The 25,109-nt window shown below is 47.2% G+C and carries 17 protein-coding genes; 5 read left to right on the top strand and 12 right to left on the bottom strand.

The genetic code is table 11. The features are described 5' to 3' along the window. Positions 1 to 24: 24 nt before the first annotated feature. Positions 25 to 2,118 carry a flagellar biosynthesis protein FlhA gene (gene flhA / locus PUN32_RS06065; protein ID WP_274722242.1) on the bottom strand — a complete coding sequence of 698 codons (2,094 nt, stop codon included), beginning with the start codon at positions 2,116 to 2,118 and terminating at the stop codon, positions 25 to 27. Between the two features lie 224 nt (positions 2,119 to 2,342). Continuing rightward, the gene (gene sixA / locus PUN32_RS06060) at positions 2,343 to 2,810 is read right to left on the bottom strand and encodes a phosphohistidine phosphatase SixA (protein ID WP_274722241.1); all 468 of its coding nucleotides are present in this window, start codon (positions 2,808 to 2,810) and stop codon (positions 2,343 to 2,345) included. A 184-nt stretch (positions 2,811 to 2,994) separates the two neighbouring features. Here sixA and PUN32_RS06055 point away from each other — a divergent pair, with 184 nt between their 5' ends. Beyond that, positions 2,995 to 5,766 (top strand): insulinase family protein, encoded by a 2,772-nt coding sequence (locus PUN32_RS06055; protein ID WP_274722240.1) that lies wholly within the window; start codon positions 2,995 to 2,997, stop codon positions 5,764 to 5,766. 1 nt (position 5,767) lies between these two features. Here PUN32_RS06055 and PUN32_RS06050 read toward each other — a convergent pair whose 3' ends face one another. Next, positions 5,768 to 6,367 carry a VOC family protein gene (locus tag PUN32_RS06050; RefSeq protein ID WP_274722239.1) on the bottom strand — a complete coding sequence of 200 codons (600 nt, stop codon included), beginning with the start codon at positions 6,365 to 6,367 and terminating at the stop codon, positions 5,768 to 5,770. A 199-nt stretch (positions 6,368 to 6,566) separates the two neighbouring features. On the opposite strand from PUN32_RS06050, the gene argS reads away from it, so the two are divergent. Together argS and PUN32_RS06040 are read left to right on the top strand one after the other, a co-directional pair. Further along, positions 6,567 to 8,300 carry an arginine--tRNA ligase gene (gene argS, locus PUN32_RS06045; RefSeq protein WP_274722238.1) on the top strand — a complete coding sequence of 578 codons (1,734 nt, stop codon included), beginning with the start codon at positions 6,567 to 6,569 and terminating at the stop codon, positions 8,298 to 8,300. A gap of 98 nt (positions 8,301 to 8,398) precedes the next feature. Continuing rightward, positions 8,399 to 8,830 (top strand): HIT family protein, encoded by a 432-nt coding sequence (locus PUN32_RS06040; RefSeq protein ID WP_274722237.1) that lies wholly within the window; start codon positions 8,399 to 8,401, stop codon positions 8,828 to 8,830. Positions 8,831 to 8,943: 113 nt separating this feature from the next. Here PUN32_RS06040 and PUN32_RS06035 read toward each other — a convergent pair whose 3' ends face one another. From PUN32_RS06035 to znuA, 5 genes are all read right to left on the bottom strand, one after another. Next, on the bottom strand, positions 8,944 to 9,174 hold the full coding sequence (locus tag PUN32_RS06035; protein WP_274722236.1) for a FeoC-like transcriptional regulator: 231 nt from the start codon (positions 9,172 to 9,174) through the stop codon (positions 8,944 to 8,946). Then, positions 9,171 to 11,450, bottom strand: a complete 2,280-nt coding sequence (gene feoB / locus PUN32_RS06030; protein WP_274722235.1) for a Fe(2+) transporter permease subunit FeoB — start codon at positions 11,448 to 11,450, stop codon at positions 9,171 to 9,173. The genes PUN32_RS06035 and feoB overlap by 4 nt, the downstream gene beginning before the upstream one ends. After that, the gene (locus PUN32_RS06025; RefSeq protein WP_274722234.1) at positions 11,447 to 11,677 is read right to left on the bottom strand and encodes a FeoA family protein; all 231 of its coding nucleotides are present in this window, start codon (positions 11,675 to 11,677) and stop codon (positions 11,447 to 11,449) included. Before PUN32_RS06025 ends, feoB begins: the two co-directional genes overlap by 4 nt. 517 nt (positions 11,678 to 12,194) lie before the next feature. Beyond that, positions 12,195 to 15,545: an AraC family transcriptional regulator gene (locus PUN32_RS06020; RefSeq protein ID WP_274722233.1), complete on the bottom strand. Its 3,351-nt coding sequence runs from the start codon at positions 15,543 to 15,545 to the stop codon at positions 12,195 to 12,197. Between the two features lie 195 nt (positions 15,546 to 15,740). Continuing rightward, the gene (gene znuA / locus PUN32_RS06015) at positions 15,741 to 16,625 is read right to left on the bottom strand and encodes a zinc ABC transporter substrate-binding protein ZnuA (protein WP_274722232.1); all 885 of its coding nucleotides are present in this window, start codon (positions 16,623 to 16,625) and stop codon (positions 15,741 to 15,743) included. An 82-nt stretch (positions 16,626 to 16,707) separates the two neighbouring features. On the opposite strand from znuA, the gene znuC reads away from it, so the two are divergent. Together znuC and znuB are read left to right on the top strand one after the other, a co-directional pair. Further along, complete coding sequence (gene znuC / locus PUN32_RS06010) at positions 16,708 to 17,496, top strand: zinc ABC transporter ATP-binding protein ZnuC (protein WP_274722231.1); 789 nt, start codon at positions 16,708 to 16,710, stop codon at positions 17,494 to 17,496. Continuing rightward, positions 17,489 to 18,271, top strand: a complete 783-nt coding sequence (gene znuB / locus PUN32_RS06005) for a zinc ABC transporter permease subunit ZnuB (protein WP_166013349.1) — start codon at positions 17,489 to 17,491, stop codon at positions 18,269 to 18,271. The genes znuC and znuB overlap by 8 nt, the downstream gene beginning before the upstream one ends. A gap of 121 nt (positions 18,272 to 18,392) precedes the next feature. On the opposite strand, the gene sucD is transcribed toward znuB, so the two are convergent. From sucD to sucA, 4 genes are all read right to left on the bottom strand, one after another. Continuing rightward, a complete protein-coding gene (gene sucD, locus PUN32_RS06000) occupies positions 18,393 to 19,265 on the bottom strand; it encodes a succinate--CoA ligase subunit alpha (protein WP_274722230.1) in 873 nt (290 codons plus the stop codon). Then, the gene (gene sucC, locus PUN32_RS05995) at positions 19,265 to 20,431 is read right to left on the bottom strand and encodes an ADP-forming succinate--CoA ligase subunit beta (RefSeq protein WP_274722229.1); all 1,167 of its coding nucleotides are present in this window, start codon (positions 20,429 to 20,431) and stop codon (positions 19,265 to 19,267) included. The genes sucD and sucC overlap by 1 nt, the downstream gene beginning before the upstream one ends. Before the next feature lie 160 nt (positions 20,432 to 20,591). Continuing rightward, positions 20,592 to 21,806 carry a 2-oxoglutarate dehydrogenase complex dihydrolipoyllysine-residue succinyltransferase gene (gene odhB / locus PUN32_RS05990; RefSeq protein WP_274722228.1) on the bottom strand — a complete coding sequence of 405 codons (1,215 nt, stop codon included), beginning with the start codon at positions 21,804 to 21,806 and terminating at the stop codon, positions 20,592 to 20,594. Between the two features lie 28 nt (positions 21,807 to 21,834). After that, on the bottom strand, positions 21,835 to 24,645 hold the full coding sequence (gene sucA / locus PUN32_RS05985) for a 2-oxoglutarate dehydrogenase E1 component (RefSeq protein ID WP_274722227.1): 2,811 nt from the start codon (positions 24,643 to 24,645) through the stop codon (positions 21,835 to 21,837). Between the last annotated feature and the right edge of the window lie 464 nt (positions 24,646 to 25,109).

Here is a 25,109-nt window from a genome sequence, read left to right as displayed (position 1 = left end):
CGTCTTTAAACAATGTGCCGACGATTAATTTCCCACAGCCTGCACAATTCGAATTTGTTTCTCATCGGGGATCTCTTGATAAGAGAGTACGCGAAGATTTGGAATGGTATTTTTCACAAATTTCGCCAGTGTTGAACGCAACACACCAGAGGTCAGCAATACTGCAGGCTCTCCTTTCAACTCCTGCTCTTGAGTTGCATGGCTAAGCGCCATTTGCAGTCGTTCAGCTAATCCAGGCTCAATCCCCGCCGATTCCCCACCTGAAGCTTGCATAGTCTGATGCAAAATTTGTTCCAGCTCTGGAACGAGGGTTATCACCGGTAATTCAAGCTCTACCCCATTGATTTCTTGGACAATCAACCGTTTTAGCGCGATACGCACTGCCGCGGTCAAAATGTCAGGTTCTTGACTCTTACTGGCGTATTCAGAAAGTGTTTGGATAATCGTTCGAATATCACGAATGGGGATCGCCTCATGCAGCAGATTTTGCAACACTTTAACCACCACTCCGAGCGACAGTTGATCCGGCACAAAATTTTCCACCAATTTAGGCGCTGAGCGAGAGAGCATTTCCAGCAGATTTTGTACTTCTTCGTAGCCAATTAACTGCGCCGCGTTATTGGTCAATAGTTGGCTAAGATGAGTGGCAAGTACCGTTGATGAATCGACGACAGTGTAACCCAGCGCTTGCGCGTGCTCGCGCTGCTCTTCACGGATCCACACCGCATCCAAACCAAACGCAGGGTCACGGGTGGCCTCACCATCGATCATGCCATACACCTGACCGGGGTTAATCGCCAGTTCTTGGTCAGGGCGGATTTCGGCCTCTCCCACTGCAACGCCCATTAAGGTGATGCGGTAACTATTGGGCGTCAATTCTAAGTTGTCACGAATATGTACCGATGGGATCAAAAAACCAAAATCTTGCGACAGTTTTTTGCGTACCCCTTTAACACGTTCCAATAACTCGCCACCTTGATCTTTATCGACCAATGGGATCAGCCGATAACCTACTTCCAAGCCGATCACATCAACCGGCTGCACATCATCCCAAGAGAGTTCACGTTGGGTTGGTGCATCAAGATGTCTCTTGGCGGGCAGGTGTTTATCTTCTGTTTTGGTTTTCTGTTTGCGCTGTAACCAATATGCTACGCCACCGGCTAAGAGTGCTAACAATAAGAAAGCAAAATGTGGCATGCCAGGGACAATCCCCATAACCCCCAGAATACCTGCAGTAATAGTTAACGCTTTCGGATTATCAAATAACTGAAAAATGAGCTGTTGGCCCATATCTTCATCGGTATTTTGACGAGTAACCATCATTGCTGCGCCAATTGACAACAGCAGTGATGGAATTTGTGCTACGAGGCCATCACCAATCGTTAGTAAGGTGTAGATTTCAATCGCTTCTTTGAAACTAAGACCATACTGGATCATGCCAATACTAAGGCCACCGATAATATTCAGGAACAGGATCAAAATACCGGCAATCGCATCACCTTTAACAAATTTTGACGCACCATCCATTGAGCCGTAAAAATCGGCCTCTTTGGTCACTTCGAAACGTCGCAGGCGCGCTTGCTCCTGATCAATTAACCCTGCGTTTAAGTCAGCATCAATCGCCATCTGCTTACCGGGCAATGCATCCAAGGTAAAGCGAGCACTTACTTCTGAAATTCGTCCTGCACCTTTGGTCACCACCATAAAGTTGATGATCATCAGGATCAAAAACACTACTAAACCAACTGCGTAGTTACCACCGATCACCACATTACCAAAGGCCTCAATCACATTACCCGCTGCGCCAGGCCCTTCATGACCATACAGTAACACCACTCGTGTCGAGGCGACGTTGAGCGCCAAGCGCAGTAGTGTCGCGATCAGCAAAACCGTCGGAAATGCAGCAAAATCCAGTGGACGTCGAGTATAGACCGTCACCAACAGCACGATGAGTGAGAGAGCAATGTTGAAGGTAAAGAATAAATCCAGCAGAAAGGCTGGGATAGGCAGCACAACCATCGCCAATGCCGCCAGCACCATAACCGGAGCACCGATCGCGGGTATGCTGCGCTGTGGAATAGCAGGTAATTTGTCCGCAAATGGCAGAGTAAATTTCATAAATTTCTGGCTGTCACTGAAAGGTTAAACGGAAGATTATTATTGGCACACCGTATGAATGGTACTACTGAATGCAATTTTCAGTCCATAACATACGTCAATTTTATGACAAACCAAATATCACCATTAATTGTTTTAAAACAGATCGTTAAAAACAGGACATTAAAAAAGCGCCAACTAAGACGCTCTTTTTCACTCAATCACACCGGGTGGATTGGCGCAAATTAAGGATAGATATTCCATAATACCTGCCCGGTCTGGGTCAGCGGATCGTAATCAATACACATCATCCCCGAGGTTGGAAACATGGGGGGGATCATCTCATCGACCAATTCAGCCACCAAATAGCCAACTAGAGGCAAATGCGAAACCAATAGCACTGACTGCAACTGTTCGATATCAATCAAGGCAGCTAAGTAATCGAATACCCGATCTGACTGTCCATAAGGGGTGATCTCATCACAGGTTTGCACTTTTGCGGCCGAAAAATGCTCCGTCAGTACTTGCCACGTTTGTTGCGCTCGCAGGTAAGGGCTCACCAACACCAGATCAAAACCACTCACTCCCTGTTGACTAACACTGGCGCTTGCCACGGCAGCGGACTCATCACACCCACGTTTGGTTAATGATCGCTGTGCATCACTGGCCGCAAACTGCTGCGCCTCACCATGACGCATAATATAAATCTTCATGTACACTACCTAAGCTATGCAGTCTATGGCTGCTCAATTTTTGTGATTATAACAGCAGTCAAACTAAAGACCTCGACTTCGTTAACAGTCTATAAAAAAGCTCCACGACCGACTAAACTGACTGCTACCATCCTCAAGATATCGACATGATTTGCGATTGCCGCTATCAATCCGGAGAAATACTGTGCATATCAGCCCTAATGATACCAATCAGTACCGTTATATCACCTTAAACAATGGGTTACGTACACTGCTGATCCACAGTCCAAATGCCAGCAAATGTGCCGCGGCTCTGGCAGTCAATGTGGGTCATTTTGATGACCCAATCGAACGGCAAGGCTTAGCACACTATCTCGAACACATGCTGTTTTTGGGTACCGAAAAATACCCGAAAGTAGGTGAATTTCAACATTTCATTACTCAACATGGCGGTTCGAATAATGCTTGGACGGGTACTGAACACACCTGTTTTTTCTTTGATATTGCACCCAACATTTTTACGAAAGCCCTCGACCGTTTCAGCCAATTTTTTATCGCACCATTGTTTAATCCTGAGGCTTTAGATAAGGAGCGACAAGCAGTCGATTCAGAATATAAACTCAAACTGAAAGATGAATCACGTCGCCTGTATCAAGTACAAAAAGAAACCATAAATCCGCGTCATCCGTTCAGCCAATTTTCGGTCGGCAACGCGCAAACCCTTAGTGATGGTGATCAAAGTTCCATTCGTGATGAACTGCTGGATTTCTATCAAAATCACTATTCAGCCAAATTAATGACGCTGGTTTTAACTGGTCCACAAAGCATTGAGCAGTTGACACTGTGGGCGGAAAACTATTTTGCCCACATTCCAAGCCCAGCGCGCAAGCTTAAGCCATTGCCACCTTTTGTTGAGCGAGAACACACCGGCATTTTGATTCAGGTTGAGCCAATCAAAGAGCTCCGTAAGCTGATCTTAGCCTTTGTACTGCCAAGCACGGCAAATGACTATCGTAACAAGCCGCTCTCTTACTTAGCCCATTTGATCGGTGATGAAAGTCAAGGCAGCCTGCTGCAAGCGCTCAAAGAGCAAGGTTGGATCACTAGCCTCTCTGCGGGTGGTGGGATCAGTGGCCGTGACTACCGCGAGTTCGCGATCAGTTGCTTGCTCACCCCACAAGGATTAGAGCATGTGGATGAGATCATCCAAAGCGTATTCCAAACGCTGGATTTAATTGCCAGCCAAGGGCTACAAGCTTGGCGTTATCAAGAAAAACGTGCGGTGCTAGAGTCAGCCTTTCGCTTCCAAGAAACTCAGCGACCACTGGATATGGCCAGCCATTTAGTGATCAACATGCAGCATTATGCGGCGCAAGATACCATTTATGGCGACTATATGATGATGGGTTTTGAGCAAGCACAGTTGGAAGAGATTTTAAGCCATCTCTGCCCAGAAAATCTGCGTGCTACCTTAATTGCCAAAGGAGGCCATTATGATCAGATTGCTCAGTGGTACTTCACCCCTTATTCGGTCACACCATTCAGTACCGAACAATTGCGTCGTTTCCGCAACCCCTTAGATTTGCCACTCAAATTGCCCGAACCAAACCCGTTCATCTGCGATGAGCTTAATCCAGCAGACCTCAAACAAATCACTGCGTGCCCCCAAGTGCTGCAAGATTTGCCGGGCTTTAAACTTTGGCACCAACAAGATACCGAATTTAGAGTCCCGAAAGGGGTTATTTACATCGCGATTGATAGCCCACATGCGGTGGCCAGTTGTCGCAATATTGCCATGACCCGCTTATGTGTTGAGATGTTTTTAGACACTTTAGCCAAACAGACCTATCAAGCCGAAATCGCCGGCATGAGCTATAACCTGTACGCTCATCAGGGTGGGGTAACCTTGACGCTGTCTGGTTTTAGTCAAAAATTGCCACAACTGATGGCGCTGATCCTCAATAAATTTGCTGAGCGTGATTTTCAGCCTCAACGCTTTAATACCATCAAACAGCAGTTGACCCGTCACTGGCGTAATGCGGCGCACGACAAACCGATATCACAGCTATTTAATGCGCTAAGCGGACTGCTGCAACCGAATAATCCGCCCTATGCTGACTTACTGGCCGCGATTGAAACGGTGCATGTCGAAGAGCTGGCCAGTTTTGTCGAAGCGATTTTGGCACAACTGCATATTGAAATGTTGGTCTATGGTGACTGGCCCGCCGATCAAGCGCATCAAATGGCCAGCGTGCTTAAACAGGCACTGCGTGTGCAAGGTCAAACTTACCAAACCGCACTGCGCCCTCTGGTAATGCTTGGCAAGCATGGAACCTTTCAGCGCGAAGTTGATTGCCAACAAGATGATTCTGCGATTGTGGTTTATTACCAATCAACCGAGGTAAGTCCACGTAATATTGCCTTATATTCGTTAGCCAATCATTTAATGTCAGCCGCATTTTTTGATGAAATTCGCACCAAACAGCAATTAGGTTATATGGTCGGTACCGGTAATATGCCGTTAAATCGCCATCCGGGCTTAATTATGTATGTGCAGTCACCTTTCGCCCCACCGAGTGAATTAATCCGTGCGATTGATGAGTTTTTAAATGCGCTGTACCTCGTGTTACTTGAGTTAAACGAATATCAATGGCATAGCAGTAAACGGGGCTTATGGAACCAAATTGTCGCACCCGATCCAACACTAAGAGTGCGAGCCCAACGGCTCTGGGTCGCGATTGGCAATCAAGATCTGAGCTTTGATCAACGAGAGCAAGTGTTGCAGGAGCTAAAAACACTCAGCCGCGCCGATATGATCCGCTTTGTGGTCAATCAATTGAAACCCCGCACAGCGCACCGCTTGATCATGCACAGCCAAGGCCAAGCGCATCACGCGCAGTCTGCTTGGCAACTAGGTCAAGCCATCACCTCAGTTGAGCAATTCCAACAGCGCACTAAAGCTTATGATGTGGGTTAGCTTAATTGGCTACTTCACTAGCGACAATCGTCGCTAAGGCGTGGGGGTGGAGCTTAACGCACACCCCTTGCCATTGAAAAGCCAGCGTAGGATTGGCTAAGCGCTCCCCCTCCCCCTGCGGACTGGATAATTTAACTTGAACTCCAAGCTCATGGAGAAAATCCCATTTTGCCGCCAACGCCGGATATCGCTGCTGCAGCTCAATACAAAACTCTGCCGCACTTGAAGATGACGCAGGGATCACAAATTCAACATGCTCCCAACTCTGCACGGGATAGGTTTTTCCTAACGCCGGATAAGGCAATTCTAAGCACTCAATTTGCCAGTGGCTAACCGACAACGGTTGATCAAAACGAATCACGATGATCGGCCGACCGTTAATCTGCGCACACGAGATTTGTTGGCCATAGCCTAACCAGGCTAGATGCGCCGCTTGTGCCAATGCAGGATCATTAATTCGCAGTGCAATATGGTCTAGCTGATGTTCACGCAGATCTAAGCCTAAAAGATCAAGCAATTGCTCAATTTTAGCCATAAATAAGCCCAGTTTTTCGAGCAGTTGCTCTGGAGCCAGCCCTGTCTCATAAAGTTGTGGTTGCATTGGTTCACCTTAAAATGCCAGTTTGCGCGCGATACTAGCAAGATTGACAGCAAAAGGTGAAAATTTCCTATGCTTCACCCTAGGTGCTCAGGCTGAATATTGTTATCATAACGACCAATTAAACCATATTATTGTGATATGCCTCACTCTCCACATGACGGCATTCCATCTCTATTTCCTTGAATTGAAGGGCAAACGTGTGAATATCCAAGCACTGATCAATCAGAGAGTTTCTCAGGCTATTGAAGCCGCAGGCGCACCCGCTGGCACTCCAGCACTCGTTCGTCAATCGGCGAAAGTCCAATTTGGTGACTACCAAGCCAATGGCATCATGGGTGCCGCGAAGCAACTAGGCTGCAATCCTCGTGAGTTTGCACAAAAAGTGTTGGATGTTCTGAATCTTGACGGTATCGCCAGCAAAACTGAAATCGCGGGCCCGGGTTTTATCAATATTTTCCTGAGCGAAACCTTTTTGGCCGCTCAAGCCGAAGCGGCACTCGCCGATGAACGCCTAGGTGTCGCCCAAGATACCCCCCAAACCATCGTTGCCGATTACTCAGCGCCTAACGTTGCCAAAGAGATGCATGTCGGCCATTTGCGTTCCACCATTATTGGTGATGCAGTGGTGCGCACGTTGGAGTTCTTGGGCCATAATGTGATCCGCGCTAACCACATCGGAGACTGGGGCACGCAATTTGGTATGTTGATCGCTAACCTTGAGCGGGTACAGCAAGCCTCTGGCGAAGTGTCAATGGAACTGGCCGATCTGGAAGCGTTCTACCGTGAATCAAAACAGCTGTATGATGAAGATCCGCAGTTTGCCGAAACGGCACGTAATTATGTGGTAAAACTGCAAGGCGGCGATCCCTTCTGCCTCGCAATGTGGAAAAAATTGGTCGATGTCACCATGATCCAAAACCAGCGTAACTATGATCGCCTCAATGTATCGCTGACCCGTGATAATGTAATGGGTGAGAGCATGTACAATGACATGCTGGCGCAGATTGTCAGCGACCTGCAAGCCAAAGGCTTAGCGGTTGAAGATGATGGTGCACAAGTGGTGTTCTTGGATGAGTTCAAGAATAAAGACGGCGAAGCCATGGGCGTGATCATCCAAAAACGCGATGGTGGCTTCCTCTACACCACCACTGATATTGCGTGTGCTAAATACCGCTATGAGACTCTTGGTGCGGATCGCGTACTGTACTTCATTGACTCACGCCAACATCAACATTTGATGCAAGCTTGGACCATTGTGCGCAAGGCAGGTTATATCCCTGAGCAAGTGAGCTTAGAACACCATGCTTTTGGCATGATGCTCGGTAAAGATGGTCGCCCATTTAAAACTCGTGCTGGCGGAACGGTGCGTTTAGCGGATTTGCTGGATGAAGCTCAAGAACGTGCTAGCACATTAATTGAGTCAAAAAATCCGACCCTGTCTGCCGAAGAAAAAGCCAACATCGCCAACACAGTAGCGATGGCTGCGGTCAAATACGCGGATCTGTCCAAACACCGCACCACCGATTATGTGTTTGATTGGGATAACATGTTGGCCTTTGAGGGCAACACCGCGCCTTATATGCAATATGCCTATACTCGCGTCGCATCGATTTTTGCCAAAGCGGGAATTGAGATGAACCAGTTGACTGGTCATATTCAAATTACTGAAGAAAAAGAGAAGACCCTAGCGGCCAAACTGCTGCAGTTTGAAGAAGCGGTCCAAGCGGTCGCTCGTGAAGGTCAACCACACCTAATGTGTAGCTATCTGTTTGAGTTAGCCGGCCTGTTCTCTAGCTTCTACGAAGCTTGCCCAATTTTAGTGGCAGAGCAAGAGAGCGTGAAACAGAGCCGCTTGCAACTCGCTGCACTGACCGCAAAAACCATCAAACAAGGTCTTGCGTTACTCGGAATTGAGACGCTAGAAAGAATGTAATCGTCTTGCATAATAAAGGTTGGCACTTCGCCAACCTTTATTTTATGACTGACTGGATTAATAAAACATCACCACTTATTGTGCTTAAGAGGCATCACATGCTGCACTTTGAACTGCATTCACAACTGCAAAAAGATACCGATGTGATCGGCCATTTTCCGCTCTGCATCGCCCTATTACATAAAGATGCTGCGGTACCTTGGATTATTTTAGTCCCACAGCGTGCCAATCTGCGCGAATTGCATCATTTACCAATGCAAGAGCAGCAGCAATTTTTGCTTGAATCACAAATCGTCTGTCAAACGCTAGAACACCTATTTAATCCAGACAAGCTGAACTTAGGCGCGCTGGGCAATATGGTGCCGCAGCTACACATTCACCATATCGCGCGCTTTACTCGCGATATTGCGTGGCCGGGCCCTGTGTGGGGCAGAACCTCAGGTCAGTTACGCTCCCCCTTTGAGCAGCAAGATCTGCTCAATACACTCCGCACAACCCTGAGTTCACATTCACTCTTTAAGCCCGCGTAAAATCGATTTAAATCACTTCTTTTCGAGCATAAACCCTTTCGAACGTAAATCCTTTCGAGCATAAAAAAGCCGCATTATGCGGCTTTTAGTAAACGTGTAAGTGCGGACTATGACTACATGGTCACGCTCACCGCAAGATCACAGCGACGATTCAGTACATAACGCACCCGCACCACCGCATCTTGCGCGTTAGTGTATTGCTGGCGAGAGAGCACTCCTTTCTTAATCCATACCGCGAGCATCGCCTCAACCCCATCTTCACTCAGCGCAAACCGCTGGGCTAATTGTTGACGAGTGATGCCATGCTGCTGCTCAATCGCCTCTTTAAGCTCGTTCAAAATCACGCAGCGGGTACCTCAACCATTTTTTGCTTACGTCCGCTTTGCTTTAATCCCCAATAGGTGATAGCTGCAAACACCATGATCCCACCAATCCAAGCTAAACTGTACCAAGGGTGCTGGCTAATATGGGTAATTTGGTAGTACAACACCGCTGAACCATACGCGAGGCCCATCGTCCAGAGCGCAATAAAACGTGCATAGGCAGCACCAAACTCGCGCACATAAGCCCCCATCGCCGCGACACAAGGGGTATACAGCAGGATAAAAATCAGATAAGCAAATGCTACATGCCCATTCGAAAAATAAGTGTGTAAGTTGCCAAAGATAGAGGCATCCACTTCTTGCTCTTCAGCCACCGCATCGCTATCGGTTAAATCACCAACCTCAATCCCAAGCGGATCACTAAAGCTCAAGGCGGCAAGGTTGTCAGGGATCGACATTAGCGCTTCCTGCAAACTGGCTCGCAGATCATATTCCACATCTTCTTCATCATCATCGGCATTTGTGGTGTACAAGCTATTTAAAGTTCCCACCACTGCTTCTTTAGCAAAAATACCGGTAATAATGCCAACGGTTGCTGGCCAGTTTTCCTGTGTGATGCCCATCGGAGAAAATACCGGCGTCACCACATGGGCTACTTTAGACAATACCGATTTATCTGTATCTTCATTACCAAATGAACCATCAGTGCCCACCGAGTTTAAGAAACTTAAGATAGTGACCACCACCACGATGGTTTTGCCTGCACCCAATACAAAACGTTTCAGCTTCTGCCAAGTTTTGATGACGACGTTTTGTAGGGTCGGAATTTCATAATCTGGCATCTCCATGATTAAGCTTTCACTTGCCCCTGGATATAGAGTCTTTTTCAGCACCAAGCCGGTCAAGACTGCCGCCACAATGCCTAATAAATACAGAGCAAACACCACATTTTGGCCACTTTGTGGGAAAAATGCCGCCGCAAACAACGCATAAACCGGTAGACGCGCACCACAAGACATAAAGGGTGCCATCGAGGCCGCTAGCTTACGCTCACGCTCTTGATCCAGCGTTCGTGTGGCCATAATCGATGGCACGTTACAGCCAAAACCGAGCACCAGTGGCACAAAAGCTTTGCCCGGCAGACCAATTTTCTGCATCACTTTATCCAGCACAAAAGCGGCGCGCGACATATAACCCGAGCTTTCTAACACTGCTAAGAATAAATATAAGCAGGCAATCACAGGGATAAATGTGGCCACGGTCTGGATCCCACCACCGACCCCATCCGCAATCAAGGTCACCAACCAAACTGGCAGATGTTCATCCAGCAAGTAGTGTCCACCCTCGACCAATAATGCCCCAACGCCGATGTCGAAAAAGTCAATAAAGGCGCTACCAATATTGATCGCAAACATAAACATCAGGTACATCACGGCAAAAAAGAATGGGATACCAATCCATTTATTAAGGATCACTCGATCGGCTTTTTCAGTGAATCGATGGCTGAGCTTACCTTCGCTGCGGCGTGCATAAATACAAAGTTCATGCAGATAAGTATAACGAGTGTTTGCCACCAGCAAATCGATATCCACTGAGCATTGATGTTGCAGTTGCTGTACTTGGTGGCGAGCCGCCGGAGGCAATTGATTGATCACTAACAGGTCATTTTCAAGCGCTCGAATGGCCAAGGCGCGGGCCGATACGGTCTGCTCATGAAACTGATCGGCTAATTGACCAATCAATGGCTCAAATTGATCACCATAATTGAGTTCCAGCGGCTTGAGCGCAATCCCCTGCACTACTAGCTTATGCAGTTTCTCTTTAAAACGACGCACCTGCGGCTGGCTATTAGCAGAAAGTGCCACAACTGGGCAGCCCAAGAAAGCTTCCAACTGTTTTAAATCAAGATGCACTCGCTCACGTTTCAGCGCATCCATTTTATTGAGCACGACGATCATTGGGCGCTGCAATTCACGCAGCTGCAGCGTCATATATAGGCTACGCTCAAGACAAGTGGCATCGACCACATTGATAATCACATCCGCTGGATGGGTAAGTACCGCGCGCGAAGCGATCGATTCATCAATACTGTTGCTATCATTACCACTATCTAAAGCATAAATGCCGGGTAAATCGGTTAATGAAAACTCATCCCCTGCATGAGAAAAACTGCCAGTTTTTTTCTCAACCGTCACGCCACTCCAGTTACCAACCTGCTGTTTAGCCCCGGTTAATCCATTAAAGAGTGTAGTTTTACCGCTGTTCGGGTTACCGACCGTGAGTATCTGATAGTTCATTGAATTGACTCCACTTGGATCTGCGCCGCAATATTTTCACGCAAAGCAATCGACACACCGCGCACTTCTACTTGCAACGGGTCGCCCATCGGAGCACGTCGGATCAGGATCACTGACGTATTAGGCAGCACGCCCATCACCATGAGCTTCTTTCTGACCGAGTCAGAAAGCCCTTCTAATGCGAGAATCACACCACGCTCGCCCGCTTTCATCTGTGATAATTTCATGATCGCAACCTTAAAAGGAAGTATTAATAAGAAACATTAGCATTAATATCAGAAAGATTAACACAGTGAATAGATGATTTTTTTGCGTGAAAACAATGTTTGCCGAATTAATCACCAGCGTTATTTTCGTCAAAATAACTTCGTCAAAAACGTTAAAAAGCGACTTAACCACATTCCTAGCGAAATCTAAAACGACCCAATCAAAACCAAACTAAATAATTAATTCTCAATAATCAACAAGTTAAACCTTAGTGCTATTTTCTGTCGTTTTTCTATATCAAGCTGGCGTAAATTTTATAAGAAAAATAAGTCACTGGAATTATAGTGAGCGGGTTGAAAGGATATCCCTCCTAGCAACAAGAATTCCAGAGGTGATATGGCTGTGCCATATTACTCCGGCAGCAAGCGAAGGTGTCGTTGGCACCCGTGGTATAGTCCCCCCGGCTATACCACGATATTTTTTTCAGCACTCAATCTCCCCTACTACGTTATATCAACTAGGCGCACCGCATTACCATTATCTACCCTCTTGATCCTCGATAAATTGGCTCGGTGATAAACCAAAATGGTGCTTAAAACGCTGACTAAAATAAGAAGGGTCATTAAATCCACAATCAAAGGCAACTTGAGCAATTCTGGCACCACACAATAAACTCTGGCACGCCTTCTCTAAACGCATTTGATTGAGCGATTCTTTAAAGGTTTTACCGGTTGCGGCTTTAAAACGGCGCTGCAAACTACGCTCGGAGACAAACAGTAATTGTGCCGCCCTAGAGGTGGTGAAATCAGAATCACTATAATTGTGCTCAATTAACTGATTGACTTTGCGCAGCCACTTTTTTTCCCCATCATCAAGCACAATGTGATCAACGATGGATAACGCTTGCGCCTTAAATGGCTGAGTGACGGGTAATGCGGCCAGCGGCCACGCTAACTCGAGAACATTACGCTTGTCGAAGCGTAAAATCCGTAATTCCCCACCACTATGCTGTACTAACTCTTGCACCGAATAAGTACACGCACCGTTGAATGAAACGGGAATGGCACTGAAGTTATCAATCACTGATCCGTGATCTGAAAAAATCAGCACGCCTTGTGAATCTCTCTGCTCAAGTTGGATAGATAACTGTTGCTGTTTAGCAAGCCGTCGAATCGCATCGGTGAACACGACATTAAACAGTATATCGAGGTTAAATTGGCGAATTTCGATAAGACAGACTTCACCACGGTACACCAACTGGATTTCTGCTTTGTTGTATTCTTCCTGCCAACTTTTTAAGGCCGATTCCATCAATAAATTTAAATCGTGGCGTTGACTCTCTGGGGTTTCGCCTCGATGCATGAAATGCAATTGGGTTAATTCTTGTTTAACTTTATTAAACGGCAACTCGAACTCATTCCACCCACGCACTTTGGCATAAGAGGAAAGATGGCGTAATGCGGGATCAATACTCTCAAATACTTTGCCAAACAAATTGTGATGTACTTGCAGTAACTTTCGTAATTGCTGATTACTGCTCTGTACAATTTTAGTTTGATGATGCAATTGACTGGTTTTAAGCTCGACTTGGTTTTTTAGCTGTCGATTTGCCTCAACAATGACTCGAGTTCGCCAACTTAGCATTAAAGACAAACCACCACCCAATAGCATCACATAACCAATGATAGCGGCAGGGCTCAGATACCAAGGAGGGAGAACCTCAAAATCGAATATAGCCGGGGTTTGATCTTGGTGGGTTGGATTTGCGCTACGCACTTTTAAACGATATTCGCCGGGCAGTAGTCGATCAAAATTGAGCTGAGCCCAGTCAAACCGCTGCCATTCTCGCTCATCATTGAGCTTATATTCCAACGATGGATTACGTAACGATGACAAGGCCCCAAACTGAAAACTAATCGCATCATCATAGGCAATTTGCAACAGACCATCCGGCTGATAACCCAATAGTTTCGGCTGATGATTCACACTCACTTGACTAAACATGATCTGAATATTGGGCAAATTAGAGACCGCTAGTGCTTGGGTATTAGCTTGCACCACACCAAATTGCGATCCCATGATAAGAAAGGAACTATCCAACACTTCACCGACCGCACAAGCATCTAATATAAACTCATTGCTGATCAAGCCATAAGGCGCAGCAAAGTGTTTACTGAGTTGAGCTTGATGCGAATAGAGACTGATTCCCTGCGATGAAATGAGCCACATCCCCTGAGCTGACTGAGCAATACAGCGCGGCTGAATATTCTCTTCAACTAACTCAACTGCAATTGCCGGCGGTTGATGGTTCTGCCACTGAAAGACACCATAAGCCCCGACCAGCCAAATATGACCAGTGTTATCTTCCACAACTTGTACTATTTCACCATAGCGATGACTGGAGAAATCAAAGCGGATCTGTTTATCAAACAAAGTGTAAGCACCATGTTCGGTACCAATCACTATGCCTTGTTCAACGGCGGCAAGTACGGTGATCTTCGCGGGTGATAATCCTTTCACCATCCACTCCATCCCATAATTGGTCTCGCTTTGTTCGCTCGGCAAATAAGACCAAAGCTGCTCATGGCTGGCTCCCCAAAGCCGACCATCACCATCGACGGTGAGCCGTTTAACCGAATTGTGCAGCAATGACACCGGCAATGACGGAGCGTTGATCTGGCGCTGTGCAAGATTGTAGCTCACCAGCCCTTGCTCAGTAGCAATCCAGACGTCATCTCCAGCAATAACGAAATCATTGACTTGACCGGGATAAATCAAGTTTTTACGAAATTCGCCAGTAAAGTTAAATCGATATAGGCCTTGTTGGGTTATCGCTAAATAATCTCCCTGCGTGTTGAACGACTTAATTTTACTGATTTGGACCCGACTACCATCACTGGATAAGCTTTGCGCAGGATATCGCGTCAGCTGCTGAGCCAATAATGAATAATAAAACATACCTTTATCAGTCGCGATCCACATACCACCTTGTAAATCATTAACCATTGAGTAAATTTTCTTACCCAATAGTGCATAATCATCGTTGCGATATGTTTCAGGTGGAGTGACTTTTCCGCTATCTAGTCTGTAAAGATACAGACCATTTTCAGTACCAATCCAATACTCAGTGTCGGTTTCAGCGATTGACAACACTTCCGCAGCACCGATTGGTTTGGACAATAAGCGCGAGTGCTCAATATCGATGATCAATGCGCCATGTGCAGAGCCAACCAATAGCTCGCGCCGCTGTTCAGAAAAATAGAGCTTTTGGATCGCCGACTTACCAGAGTCCGTGATATGGCTAAAGCCTTGTGGCATCGACAAATAAACACCGACATTGGTCGCTAAAGCCCATTTTGAGGCGAAAAACTGCGCATCATTAATTACTACTTGGCTGGCGCTGTTCAACGAATAAAGCTGGTGCAAAGAAAAAGTATCAAGCCTTGCATTATCAATATCATAACTATAAAAATTCGCGCTATCGTTCAACCAAATCATGCCATTTGACACGCCGATCTGATTAATTTGAGAACCTGGGGGCAGGGTTAAGATGGGCTCTTTCTCTCCTCCCGGATAGGTGCGAAACAGTTGATGTTGCTCAAAGGTCCACAACGCGCGCTTGGCATAAATAATATGCTTTGAGGTTTCGGGTAATACCGAACCACGCGCTGGCAAAATATTCTGTCCATCAAAAAACATCACCTTGCCATGGACATCATGGATCCATATTCCGCCGTCGTCGCCGAGATACAGATTTTTCGCCACTATCACCGTCCCTTTTTCCTGCATAGATAAAGGGTAGAAAACCGACATCGGGTTATTGTTGGCCACTCCTAGTGACGGAATGATAAGACTCAGCCAGCAGCTGTATAAAAATGTGCGAAACACGCGTTCCCCTGTCAGCAAGCAGTTAGAATTTGTCCCCGTGAGTGGAATACCATTAGGCGTACAAATTTTCAGGCATTCTAACTAATCGTTAAGCGAGATGCAGTGTGAAAGGCAGGGCAATGTATAATTTTTCATGCTTGGATCAAAAAATGCGGCTTAAGCCGCATTTAAATAATTTTTCCTCTCATGATTAGCTCAAGGCTGAGCTAAACATTGGTAATAGCTATCCGCCAATTGATTGAGGAACACAAAATAGCTACCCGCTTTTAATTGCACCGAGCTGCCCAATGGATCTAACACGCCAATTTTTGCTGGGGTACCTCTGACTACTGTTTCAATAATTGCGGGTTCAAACTGCGGCTCAGCAAACACACATTTAGCTAACTGGGCATTCAGAGTCTGCTTGATTGCGATCAAGGTTTTCGCACCAGGTTTACGCTCTGGATTCACCGTAAAATGCCCGAGCTGATTAAGGGTAAAATGTTGCTCAAAATATCCATAAGCATCATGGAACACATAATAAGGTACGCTCATCACTGGTGTTAGCTGCTCACGAATGGCCTGCTCACGCTCACTTAAACTAGCTAAAAAACGTTGCAAATTCGCTTGATACTTTGATTGATTAGTCGCATCCAGTGCGATCAATTGCGCGCTTATCGCACTGGCTACCTGCGCAACCGGCTGAATACCTAGCCAAAAATGTGGATCATGACTGCCATGCTGATGCCCTGCGTGATCATGGTGATCTTGAGCCCCATACTCACGCAAAGCTAAGTTAGGCACTTGACTTAATGTCAGTACCGATGGTTGATTGGCTAACAACTTACTCATGAACGGTTCAAGGTCTTGACCAAACCAAATCACCAGATCGGCTTGCTGAATCCGCTTTACATCTGAAGGACGGAGCGCATAATCATGCGGCGATGCCCCCGCAGGCAACAATACATCCGGGGTGCCAGTACCGAGCATCAACTCATAAGTGATCATCTGTATCGGCTTAATGCTGGTTAGCACCTCAATGGCACTGGCCGATTTCGTGAATAAGACAATCGCCGTCAAAACAATAAATCTCGGTAACATGGTAATCGCACTCCCGTTAGTGGCTTTTGCTGAAGCATAATGTTACTTTATAACATAACCATTTTGCAAATGAGTTCTATTAATGGCTAATTTGATTGAATTGCAGCAAATTTGCGTCAATTTTGAGCAGCGACGCGTACTAGACCAGATCCAACTGACTCTGACTAAAGGTAAGATCACAACCCTCATTGGCCCGAATGGCGCGGGTAAGTCGACGCTGGTCAAAGTCATTTTGGGATTACAAGAGATCAGCTCAGGCAAAATGATTCGCCAAGCTGGAGTTCGTATCGGCTACGTACCACAAAAACTGAAACTCAATGATACTCTGCCACTCAGCGTCGAGCGTTTCTTACGCCTCGCTGGGCGCTTTACCCAGCAACAATTAACTGCAGCACTAGCTTTAGTCGGTGGTGAACATTTACAACAGCATGATATGCATAAGCTATCCGGCGGTGAAACACAGCGCGTATTACTGGCGAGAGCACTGTTACAACAACCGGATTTATTGGTATTAGATGAGCCGGCTCAAGGGGTGGATGTTCAAGGACAAATCGATTTATACGATCTTATCCATACCTTACGTAATCGTTTTGGCTGTGCGGTATTAATGGTTTCCCATGATTTACACTTAGTGATGGCGAAAACTGATGAAGTCATTTGCTTACAGCATCATATTTGCTGCTCTGGCTCACCAGAAAACATCGCCCAACATCCCAGTTATTTGGCAATGTTTGGTCACCGCAGCCGTGAAACGCTGGCGTTTTACCAACACCATCACGAGCACCACCATCACGATCTTGCTGGTCAACCAGTGCAAGGTAAAGCCAGCTCTTGCGCACATCACTCACATGGTCACCATCAACATGATTGAACTTCTATTACCTTCTCTGCTTGCTGGACTTGGGATTGCGATCATTGCAGGTCCACTTGGCTCATTCGTCGTCTGGCGTAAAATGGCCTATTTCGGCGATACCCTTGCCCACGCATCATTGCTGGGCCTTGCCTTAGGCTTTTTACTTGAGATTAATTTGTATCTGGCGTTATTAGTCTGCTGTTTGGGTATGGCGACCCTTTTAGTCGCGATGCAAAAACAGACCATAATTGCCACCGATACATTATTGGGAATTATGGCGCACAGTGCTTTGTCGCTCGGTATGATTGCGGTGAGCTTCCTAGATCATGTCCGTATCGATTTAATGAGCTATCTGTTTGGTGATTTGTTGGCCATCTCCACATCCGATCTAACCTTTATCTGGCTCGGTGTTGCTATCGTTAGCCTAATTGTTTACCTACTTTGGCACCCTCTACTCTCAACCAGTGTCAATGAAGAGCTGGCCTTTGTTGAGGGGATCAATACCGATTTAATGCGCCTGATCCTAATGCTATTGATCGGTTTGGTGATTGCCGTGGGTATGAAGTTTGTTGGGGCGTTGATCATGGGGTCGCTGCTGATTATTCCTGCCGCTACTGCACGTCGCCTATCGCGTAGCCCTGAAGCGATGGCGGGTTGGGCCATCTTACTTGGTATGGTAAGCGTAGTCGGTGGGCTCGCCCTATCTTGGCATTTTGATACGCCAGCGGGTCCTTCGGTGGTGGTGTGTGCCGCAGGGTTATTTGTCTTGACTCAATTTAAGCGAGTCGCTTAATCCGCTAGCAATTTAATTAACGGGTAACTTAATCCACTGACAGCTTAAATAATTAGCCCCGATCTGAGATCGGGGCTAATGGTTACTCAGTGAGACTAACCAATCATCATAACCAACAACATCACCAGCCAGTCACTTCACGCAGCGCTTTGCCAATGTCGGCCAGACTTTTTACTGTCTTCACACCCGCAGATTCCAACGCAGCAAATTTCTCTTTCGCAGTACCTTTACCGCCAGAGATGATCGCACCGGCGTGTCCCATCCGCTTACCCGCAGGAGCGGTCACCCCAGCAATGTAAGAGACGACCGGTTTAGTAACGTTGGTTTTGATAAATGCCGCCGCTTCTTCTTCGGCGGTGCCACCGATTTCGCCAATCATCACAATCGCTTCCGTTTCGGGGTCATCTTCAAACAGCTGCAGAATATCAATGAAATTCGATCCTGGGATCGGATCACCACCAATTCCGACACAGCTCGATTGCCCAAAACCTTCATCGGTGGTTTGTTTGACCGCTTCATAGGTCAAGGTGCCAGAGCGAGAGACAATGCCCACTTTCCCCTTATGATGAATATGACCGGGCATAATACCAATCTTGCATTCATCAGGAGTGATCACTCCAGGGCAGTTAGGGCCGATCATCCGCACTCCGGTCTGCTCTAGTTTCACTTTGACCTCTAGCATATCCAATGTTGGGATGCCTTCGGTAATCGTGACAATCAAACTAATGCCGGCATCGATAGCCTCTAAGATCGCATCTTTACAAAATGGCGCAGGAACATAAATGACGCTGGCGGTTGCCCCCGTCTGTTCAACCGCTTCGCGCACCGTGTTAAATACCGGTAAGCCTAAGTGAGTCGTCCCACCTTTACCGGGTGAAACGCCGCCTACCATTTGTGTACCGTAAGCCAGTGCCTGCTCTGAATGGAAAGTGCCTTGCCCTCCGGTAAAGCCCTGACAAATCACTTTGGTGTCTTTATTGATAAGGATCGACATTATTTGCCCTCCGCAGCAGCAACCACTTTTTGCGCTGCATCAGTCAGTGATTCCGCAGCAATAATATCTAAACCAGAGGCCGCCAATCGCTGACGACCAAGCTCTGCGTTAGTGCCCTCAAGACGCACCACTACTGGCACACTGACGCCAACTTGTTTAACCGCACCAATAATCCCCTCGGCAATCATATCGCAGCGCACAATGCCACCAAAAATATTCACCAGTACCGCTTTAACATGGGCATCAGACAAAATAATTTTAAACGCTTCGGCGACTCGCTCTTTGGTCGCACCACCACCCACATCAAGGAAATTCGCAGGTTTACCACCGTGCAAATTGACAATATCCATCGTGCCCATCGCCAGTCCGGCACCATTCACCATACAGCCAACATTGCCATCCAGAGCGACATAATTGAGCTCCCATTTCGCGGCATGGGCTTCACGCACATCTTCTTGAGAAGCATCATGCATCTGACGCAATTTAGGCTGGCGAAACATCGCATTTGAGTCGATATTGATCTTGCCATCTAGGCACAACAAATTGCCTTCTTGGGTAATAACCAATGGGTTAATTTCCAGCAGCGCGAGATCGTAGTGCATAAACATCTCACCCAGACCGATGAAAACTTTCACAAACTGTTTGATTTGATCGCCTTGCAGGCCGAGCTTAAACGCCAACTCACGCCCTTGATAAGCTTGTGGGCCAACCAATGGATCGATCGCCATCTTATGAATAAGTTCTGGTGTGTGCTGTGCGACTTTTTCAATCTCCACGCCACCTTCGGTCGAAGCCATAAAAACAATGCGACGTGTTGAGCGATCCACTACCGCCCCTAAATAGAGTTCTTTAGCAATGTGAGAGGCTTCTTCCACCAAAATTTTCGACACTGGTTGACCTTGAGCATCGGTTTGATAAGTGACTAAATGATTACCTAACCACTTCTGCGCAAACGCTTTTACCCCTTCTTTGCTGTCATGTAATTCCACGCCACCCGCTTTACCACGTCCACCGGCGTGAACTTGACATTTTACGACTTTCTTAACGCTGCTAATGCGTCCAGCGGCTTCAAACGCTTCTTGTGGCGTATCACAAGCGTAGCCTTCCGGTACTGGTAAACCGAATTCTGCAAACAGCTGTTTAGCTTGATATTCATGCAAATTCATTGTGTTGTTCCATTTATTGATTATCTTCCATAGCGTTCACGGTGACTGAACTGTACGGTGGCTAAGCCATTTGAGCAAGCGGTCAACATTAAGCCGATATCAGGTCAGACATGCTACATGCCTGACCAAAATCTCACTCAACCACGGACATTCACGCCCCTTAAACGTCCAGCAACAGGCGAGCAGGATCTTCGAGCAGTGCTTTAATCGTTACCAAGAAACCCACCGATTCTCGACCATCAATTAAGCGGTGATCGTAAGACAGAGCGAGATACATCATCGGTAAGATTTCCATTTTACCATCCACGACCATCACGCGATCTTGGATTTTGTGCATGCCTAAAATCGCGGCCTGCGGTGGATTGATAATGGGTGTCGACATCAGCGAACCAAACACACCACCATTAGTGATGGTAAAGTTACCGCCCGTCAGCTCTTCAACTGTTAGCTTACCATCGCGGCCTTTTTCAGATAACCCTTTGATACCTTTTTCAATTTGCGCCAAGCTCAAGCTATCGCAATCTTTCAGCACTGGGGTAACAAGGCCACGCGGTGTCGATACGGCAATACTGACATCAAAATAGTTGTGATAGACAATATCTTCACCATCTAGAGACGCATTCACCTCAGGATAGCGCTTGAGCGCTTCAGTTACCGCTTTAACAAAGAACGACATAAAACCGAGCCGGATCCCATGGCGCTTTTCAAATACATCTTGATATTGCTGGCGCATCTCCATGATCGGCTTCATGTTGACTTCGTTAAACGTTGTGAGCATCGCAGTGCTATTTTTCGCTTCTAACAAACGCTCGGCAATCCGCTTACGCAGCCGGGTCATGGGTACACGCTTCTCGGTACGGCCAGCGTGAGACTCTGCCACAACCATGGTAGCAGGTGCCACTATCACAGCTGGTGCCGGGGTCGCTGCCAAATGGGCTTGAATATCTTCCCGGGTAATACGACCACCGACCCCAGAGCCTTTGACTTGATCAGCGAGTAAATTATGCTCAGCCAACAAACGGCGGGCGGTTGGACTGAGCGCATCACTACTTTCCTCACTCAGCGTCGCTTTATGGCGTTTATCGGGTGACGGTTGGGTCGCATCTGGAGAATCTTGAGTCGGCTCACCGGCAATCGCACTCAGCTTCAAGCGGGCCAATAGCTGTTTTGACAATACTGTCGCCCCTTCTGGCTCTAGAATTACCTCCAACACTCCGGCATCAGGAGCCGGAACTTCCAGTACCACTTTGTCCGTCTCAATATCCACAATCACTTCGTCACGCGCAACGAAATCGCCCGGCTGTTTATGCCAAGTCGCCACCGTGGCATCTGCGACGGATTCAGGCAAATCTGGAACCAGAATTTCAATGGTCATAATCGTCTCTTCCTTATACTTCTCGTTCTTAGGCTAAGTTTAGCGCGTCTTCAAGCAACGCTTTTTGTTGTTTCATATGCAGTGACATATAGCCAACCGCGGTCGATGCTGAAGCAGGACGACCAGCGTATTTCAGCTCGGCACCAGCAGGAATCGCTGCGCGGAAATTGTGCTGGCTACTGTACCAAGCCCCTTGGTTTTGAGGCTCTTCTTGACACCAGACGTAATCCAATACATTCGGGTAATCGGCAATCGCCGCTTGTACATCGTCCAGTGGGAAAGGATAGAGCTGCTCAATACGCACTAACGCGACATCTTGCTGCTGATTGGCTCGACGCTGCTCAAGTAAGTCGTAGTAAACCTTACCAGAACAAAATACTACCCGCTTGACTTGCGTCGCCTCTAAATGATCGATTTCAGCAATCGCTGGCTGGAACGTGCCATCGGTTAGCTCTTGTACACTGGACACACATAATGGATGACGCAGCAAAGACTTAGGCGACATCACTACCAGTGGCCGACGCATTGGGCGCACCACTTGGCGGCGCAGCATGTGGTATACCTGCGCGGGGGTAGATGGCACCACCACCTGCATGTTTTGCTCGGCACATAATTGCAAATAGCGCTCTAAACGTGCTGAAGAGTGTTCAGGGCCTTGGCCTTCATAGCCATGTGGTAACAACATGGTTAGGCCGCATAAACGCCCCCATTTTTGTTCACCTGACGAAATGAACTGATCGATCACCACCTGCGCCCCATTGGCAAAGTCACCAAACTGGGCTTCCCATACGGTTAAACCACTGGGTTCAGCCGTTGCATAACCATACTCAAATGCCAATACCGCTTCTTCGGATAGCACCGAGTCGTACACTTCAAACGGACCTTGGCCAGCATGGATTTGCGTCAATGGAATATAAGTACTGGCATCATTTTGGTTGTGCAGCACGGCATGGCGATGGAAAAAGGTTCCACGACCGGAATCTTGCCCAGAAATGCGGATGCGTTTTCCTTCATCCAGTAACGTCGCGTAAGCTAGGGTTTCCGCCATGCCCCAATCCAACATCTTTTCGCCAGCCATCATCGCTAAGCGGTCTTGATAGATTTTTTCAACTCGACTATGCAGAGCATGGCTGTCTGGATATTGGCACACTCGGCGACCGAGATCTTGCAAGCGTGTCATCGCAAATGCGTTCTGCCATGACGTTGTCCAATCATGGCCAAGGTATGGCGACCAATCCACCGAATGCATCGCCATGGGCCGCCACTCTTTGACCACCACTTCACCGCGATCTAACGCATCACGGTATTCGTTGACCAGTTGTGTAGCGGTTTCGAGCGAGCACTCACCACGCTCGGTCAACACATCAGCATACAATTTACGTGGGGTGGGATGTTTTTTGATTTTTTGGTACATCAGCGGCTGCGTGGCATTCGGCTCATCCGCTTCGTTATGACCGTGACGACGATAACATACCAGATCGATGACCACATCGCGCTTAAATTGATTACGATAATCCAAGGCTAAGCGGGTGACGAAAGCGACCGCTTCAGGATCGTCTGAATTAACGTGAAAAATGGGAGCCTGAACCATTTTGGCAATATCGGTACAGTACATAGTCGAACGCGTATCGCGTGGATTAGAAGTGGTAAAACCAACTTGATTGTTGATCACAATCCGTACCGTACCGCCGACACAGAAACCGCGCGCTTGCGACATATTGAAGGTTTCGGCCACCACGCCTTGCCCTGCAATCGCCGAGTCACCGTGAATGGTGATCGGCAAGACTTTACTGCCATCTTGGTCGCCTAAGCGATCTTGCCGGGCGCGTACCGAACCCATCACCACTGGATTTACAATTTCTAAATGGGACGGGTTAAACGCTAAAACTAAATGAACATCGCCACCTGGCGTCGCAAAATCTGCCGAGAAACCCTGATGGTATTTAACATCCCCAGTGCCCCATCCTTCGGCATGCTTGCCTGCAAATTCATCAAACAGATCTTGTGGTTTTTTACCCAGCACGTTCACCAGCATGTTTAAACGACCACGGTGTGCCATGCCAATCACCACTTCTCGCATGCCACTTGCACCTGCCTGGCGGATCAGCTCTTTGGTCATTGGCACTAAAGCGTCCCCCCCTTCTAAAGAGAAACGTTTGGCACCTGGAAACTTCGCACCAAGATAGCGCTCAAGGCCTTCCGCGGCGGTGAGCTCTTCAAGGAAAGTTTGCTTTTCTTGCTGGGTAAAGACTGGGCTGCCAACCACTGGCTCCAAACGTTGCTGGATCCAACGCTTCTGCTCCGTATCGGTGATATGCATGTACTCAGCCCCCACCGCACCACAATAGATTTTTTGCAACGATTGGTGGATCTCTTGCAGTTGCATGGTCTCCTGGCCGATAGCAAAAGAGCCGACATTGAAAGTGGCTTGTAAATCTTCTTGGGTTAAAGAATGAAATAGTGGATTGAGTTCTGCGATGTCAGGACGCTGCCATAAACCGAGCGGATCCAATTGCGCGGCTTCATGGCCGCGAAAGCGGTATGCATTGATGAGCTGTAAAACTTTAACTTGTTTTGCATCGACTTCAGGATCACTCACTTGGGCACTGTAATGCTTGCTCTCTTGCGCGAGCCGTCGGAAGTAGTCGCGAACCCGTGAGTGTGGTTGTTCCACCACATTGCTGGAGTGCACAGGCAACTCCTCAAACACACGTTTCCACTCATTACTCACCAGATCGGGATCACTGAGATACAATTCGTAGAGATCTTCTACATAAGTTGCATTAGCGCCAGCCAAATGTGAAGACTCGAGCCATGCCTTCATCACGCTATTGTGCATTTTTTTCCCTTAATCAGTTGTTTTCACGTTTGCTACGGTCTGCGCCGAGCTATACAAAGCAGACGCTAACGCCTGCAATCTTCAATTTAAGCCGCACGATGGATGGATTAAAACTGCATATCTCTCATCGCTTGGATTGGATTCAAACCTTTAAGGCAAACACTGACACAATTCATAATACCGTGGCAACGAAAAACGCTAAATTTATCATCAAGATCCGATAAACGTTGCTCTGTTTTAAAAGCTTGCCACCCAGCCATCGATAAAGGCTTAATATTCGATAGAGCGATCGTAAAACTGTGTTATGTCGATAATCAAGCTTGGTCTGTCAATCTCAAATAACAACACACTGATTAACATTTAAACAACACATCAACCAGTAAATTCTCAAGGTAACGGCCATTTAACTATTTCATTCAAGGTTGAAATATCAGCATAACATATCTCTATTCCCTTGAATTTAT

The sequence above is a fragment of the Vibrio chanodichtyis genome (assembly GCF_028863985.1).
Lineage (GTDB): Bacteria > Pseudomonadota > Gammaproteobacteria > Enterobacterales > Vibrionaceae > Vibrio > Vibrio chanodichtyis.
Note: the sequence above shows the minus strand (reverse complement) of the source record. Positions and strands in the feature narration are given on the sequence as shown.

Coding starts and splice junctions, on each gene's coding strand:
- flhA (WP_274722242.1), bottom strand. CDS start 2,118: ATGAAATTTACTCTGCCATTTGCGGACAAATTACCTGCTATTCCACAG.
- sixA (WP_274722241.1), bottom strand. CDS start 2,810: ATGAAGATTTATATTATGCGTCATGGTGAGGCGCAGCAGTTTGCGGCC.
- PUN32_RS06050 (WP_274722239.1), bottom strand. CDS start 6,367: ATGCAACCACAACTTTATGAGACAGGGCTGGCTCCAGAGCAACTGCTC.
- PUN32_RS06040 (WP_274722237.1), top strand. CDS start 8,399: ATGCTGCACTTTGAACTGCATTCACAACTGCAAAAAGATACCGATGTG.
- feoB (WP_274722235.1), bottom strand. CDS start 11,450: ATGAACTATCAGATACTCACGGTCGGTAACCCGAACAGCGGTAAAACT.
- PUN32_RS06025 (WP_274722234.1), bottom strand. CDS start 11,677: ATGAAATTATCACAGATGAAAGCGGGCGAGCGTGGTGTGATTCTCGCA.
- znuA (WP_274722232.1), bottom strand. CDS start 16,625: ATGTTACCGAGATTTATTGTTTTGACGGCGATTGTCTTATTCACGAAA.
- znuC (WP_274722231.1), top strand. CDS start 16,708: ATGGCTAATTTGATTGAATTGCAGCAAATTTGCGTCAATTTTGAGCAG.
- znuB (WP_166013349.1), top strand. CDS start 17,489: ATGATTGAACTTCTATTACCTTCTCTGCTTGCTGGACTTGGGATTGCG.
- sucD (WP_274722230.1), bottom strand. CDS start 19,265: ATGTCGATCCTTATCAATAAAGACACCAAAGTGATTTGTCAGGGCTTT.
- sucC (WP_274722229.1), bottom strand. CDS start 20,431: ATGAATTTGCATGAATATCAAGCTAAACAGCTGTTTGCAGAATTCGGT.
- odhB (WP_274722228.1), bottom strand. CDS start 21,806: ATGACCATTGAAATTCTGGTTCCAGATTTGCCTGAATCCGTCGCAGAT.
- sucA (WP_274722227.1), bottom strand. CDS start 24,645: ATGCACAATAGCGTGATGAAGGCATGGCTCGAGTCTTCACATTTGGCT.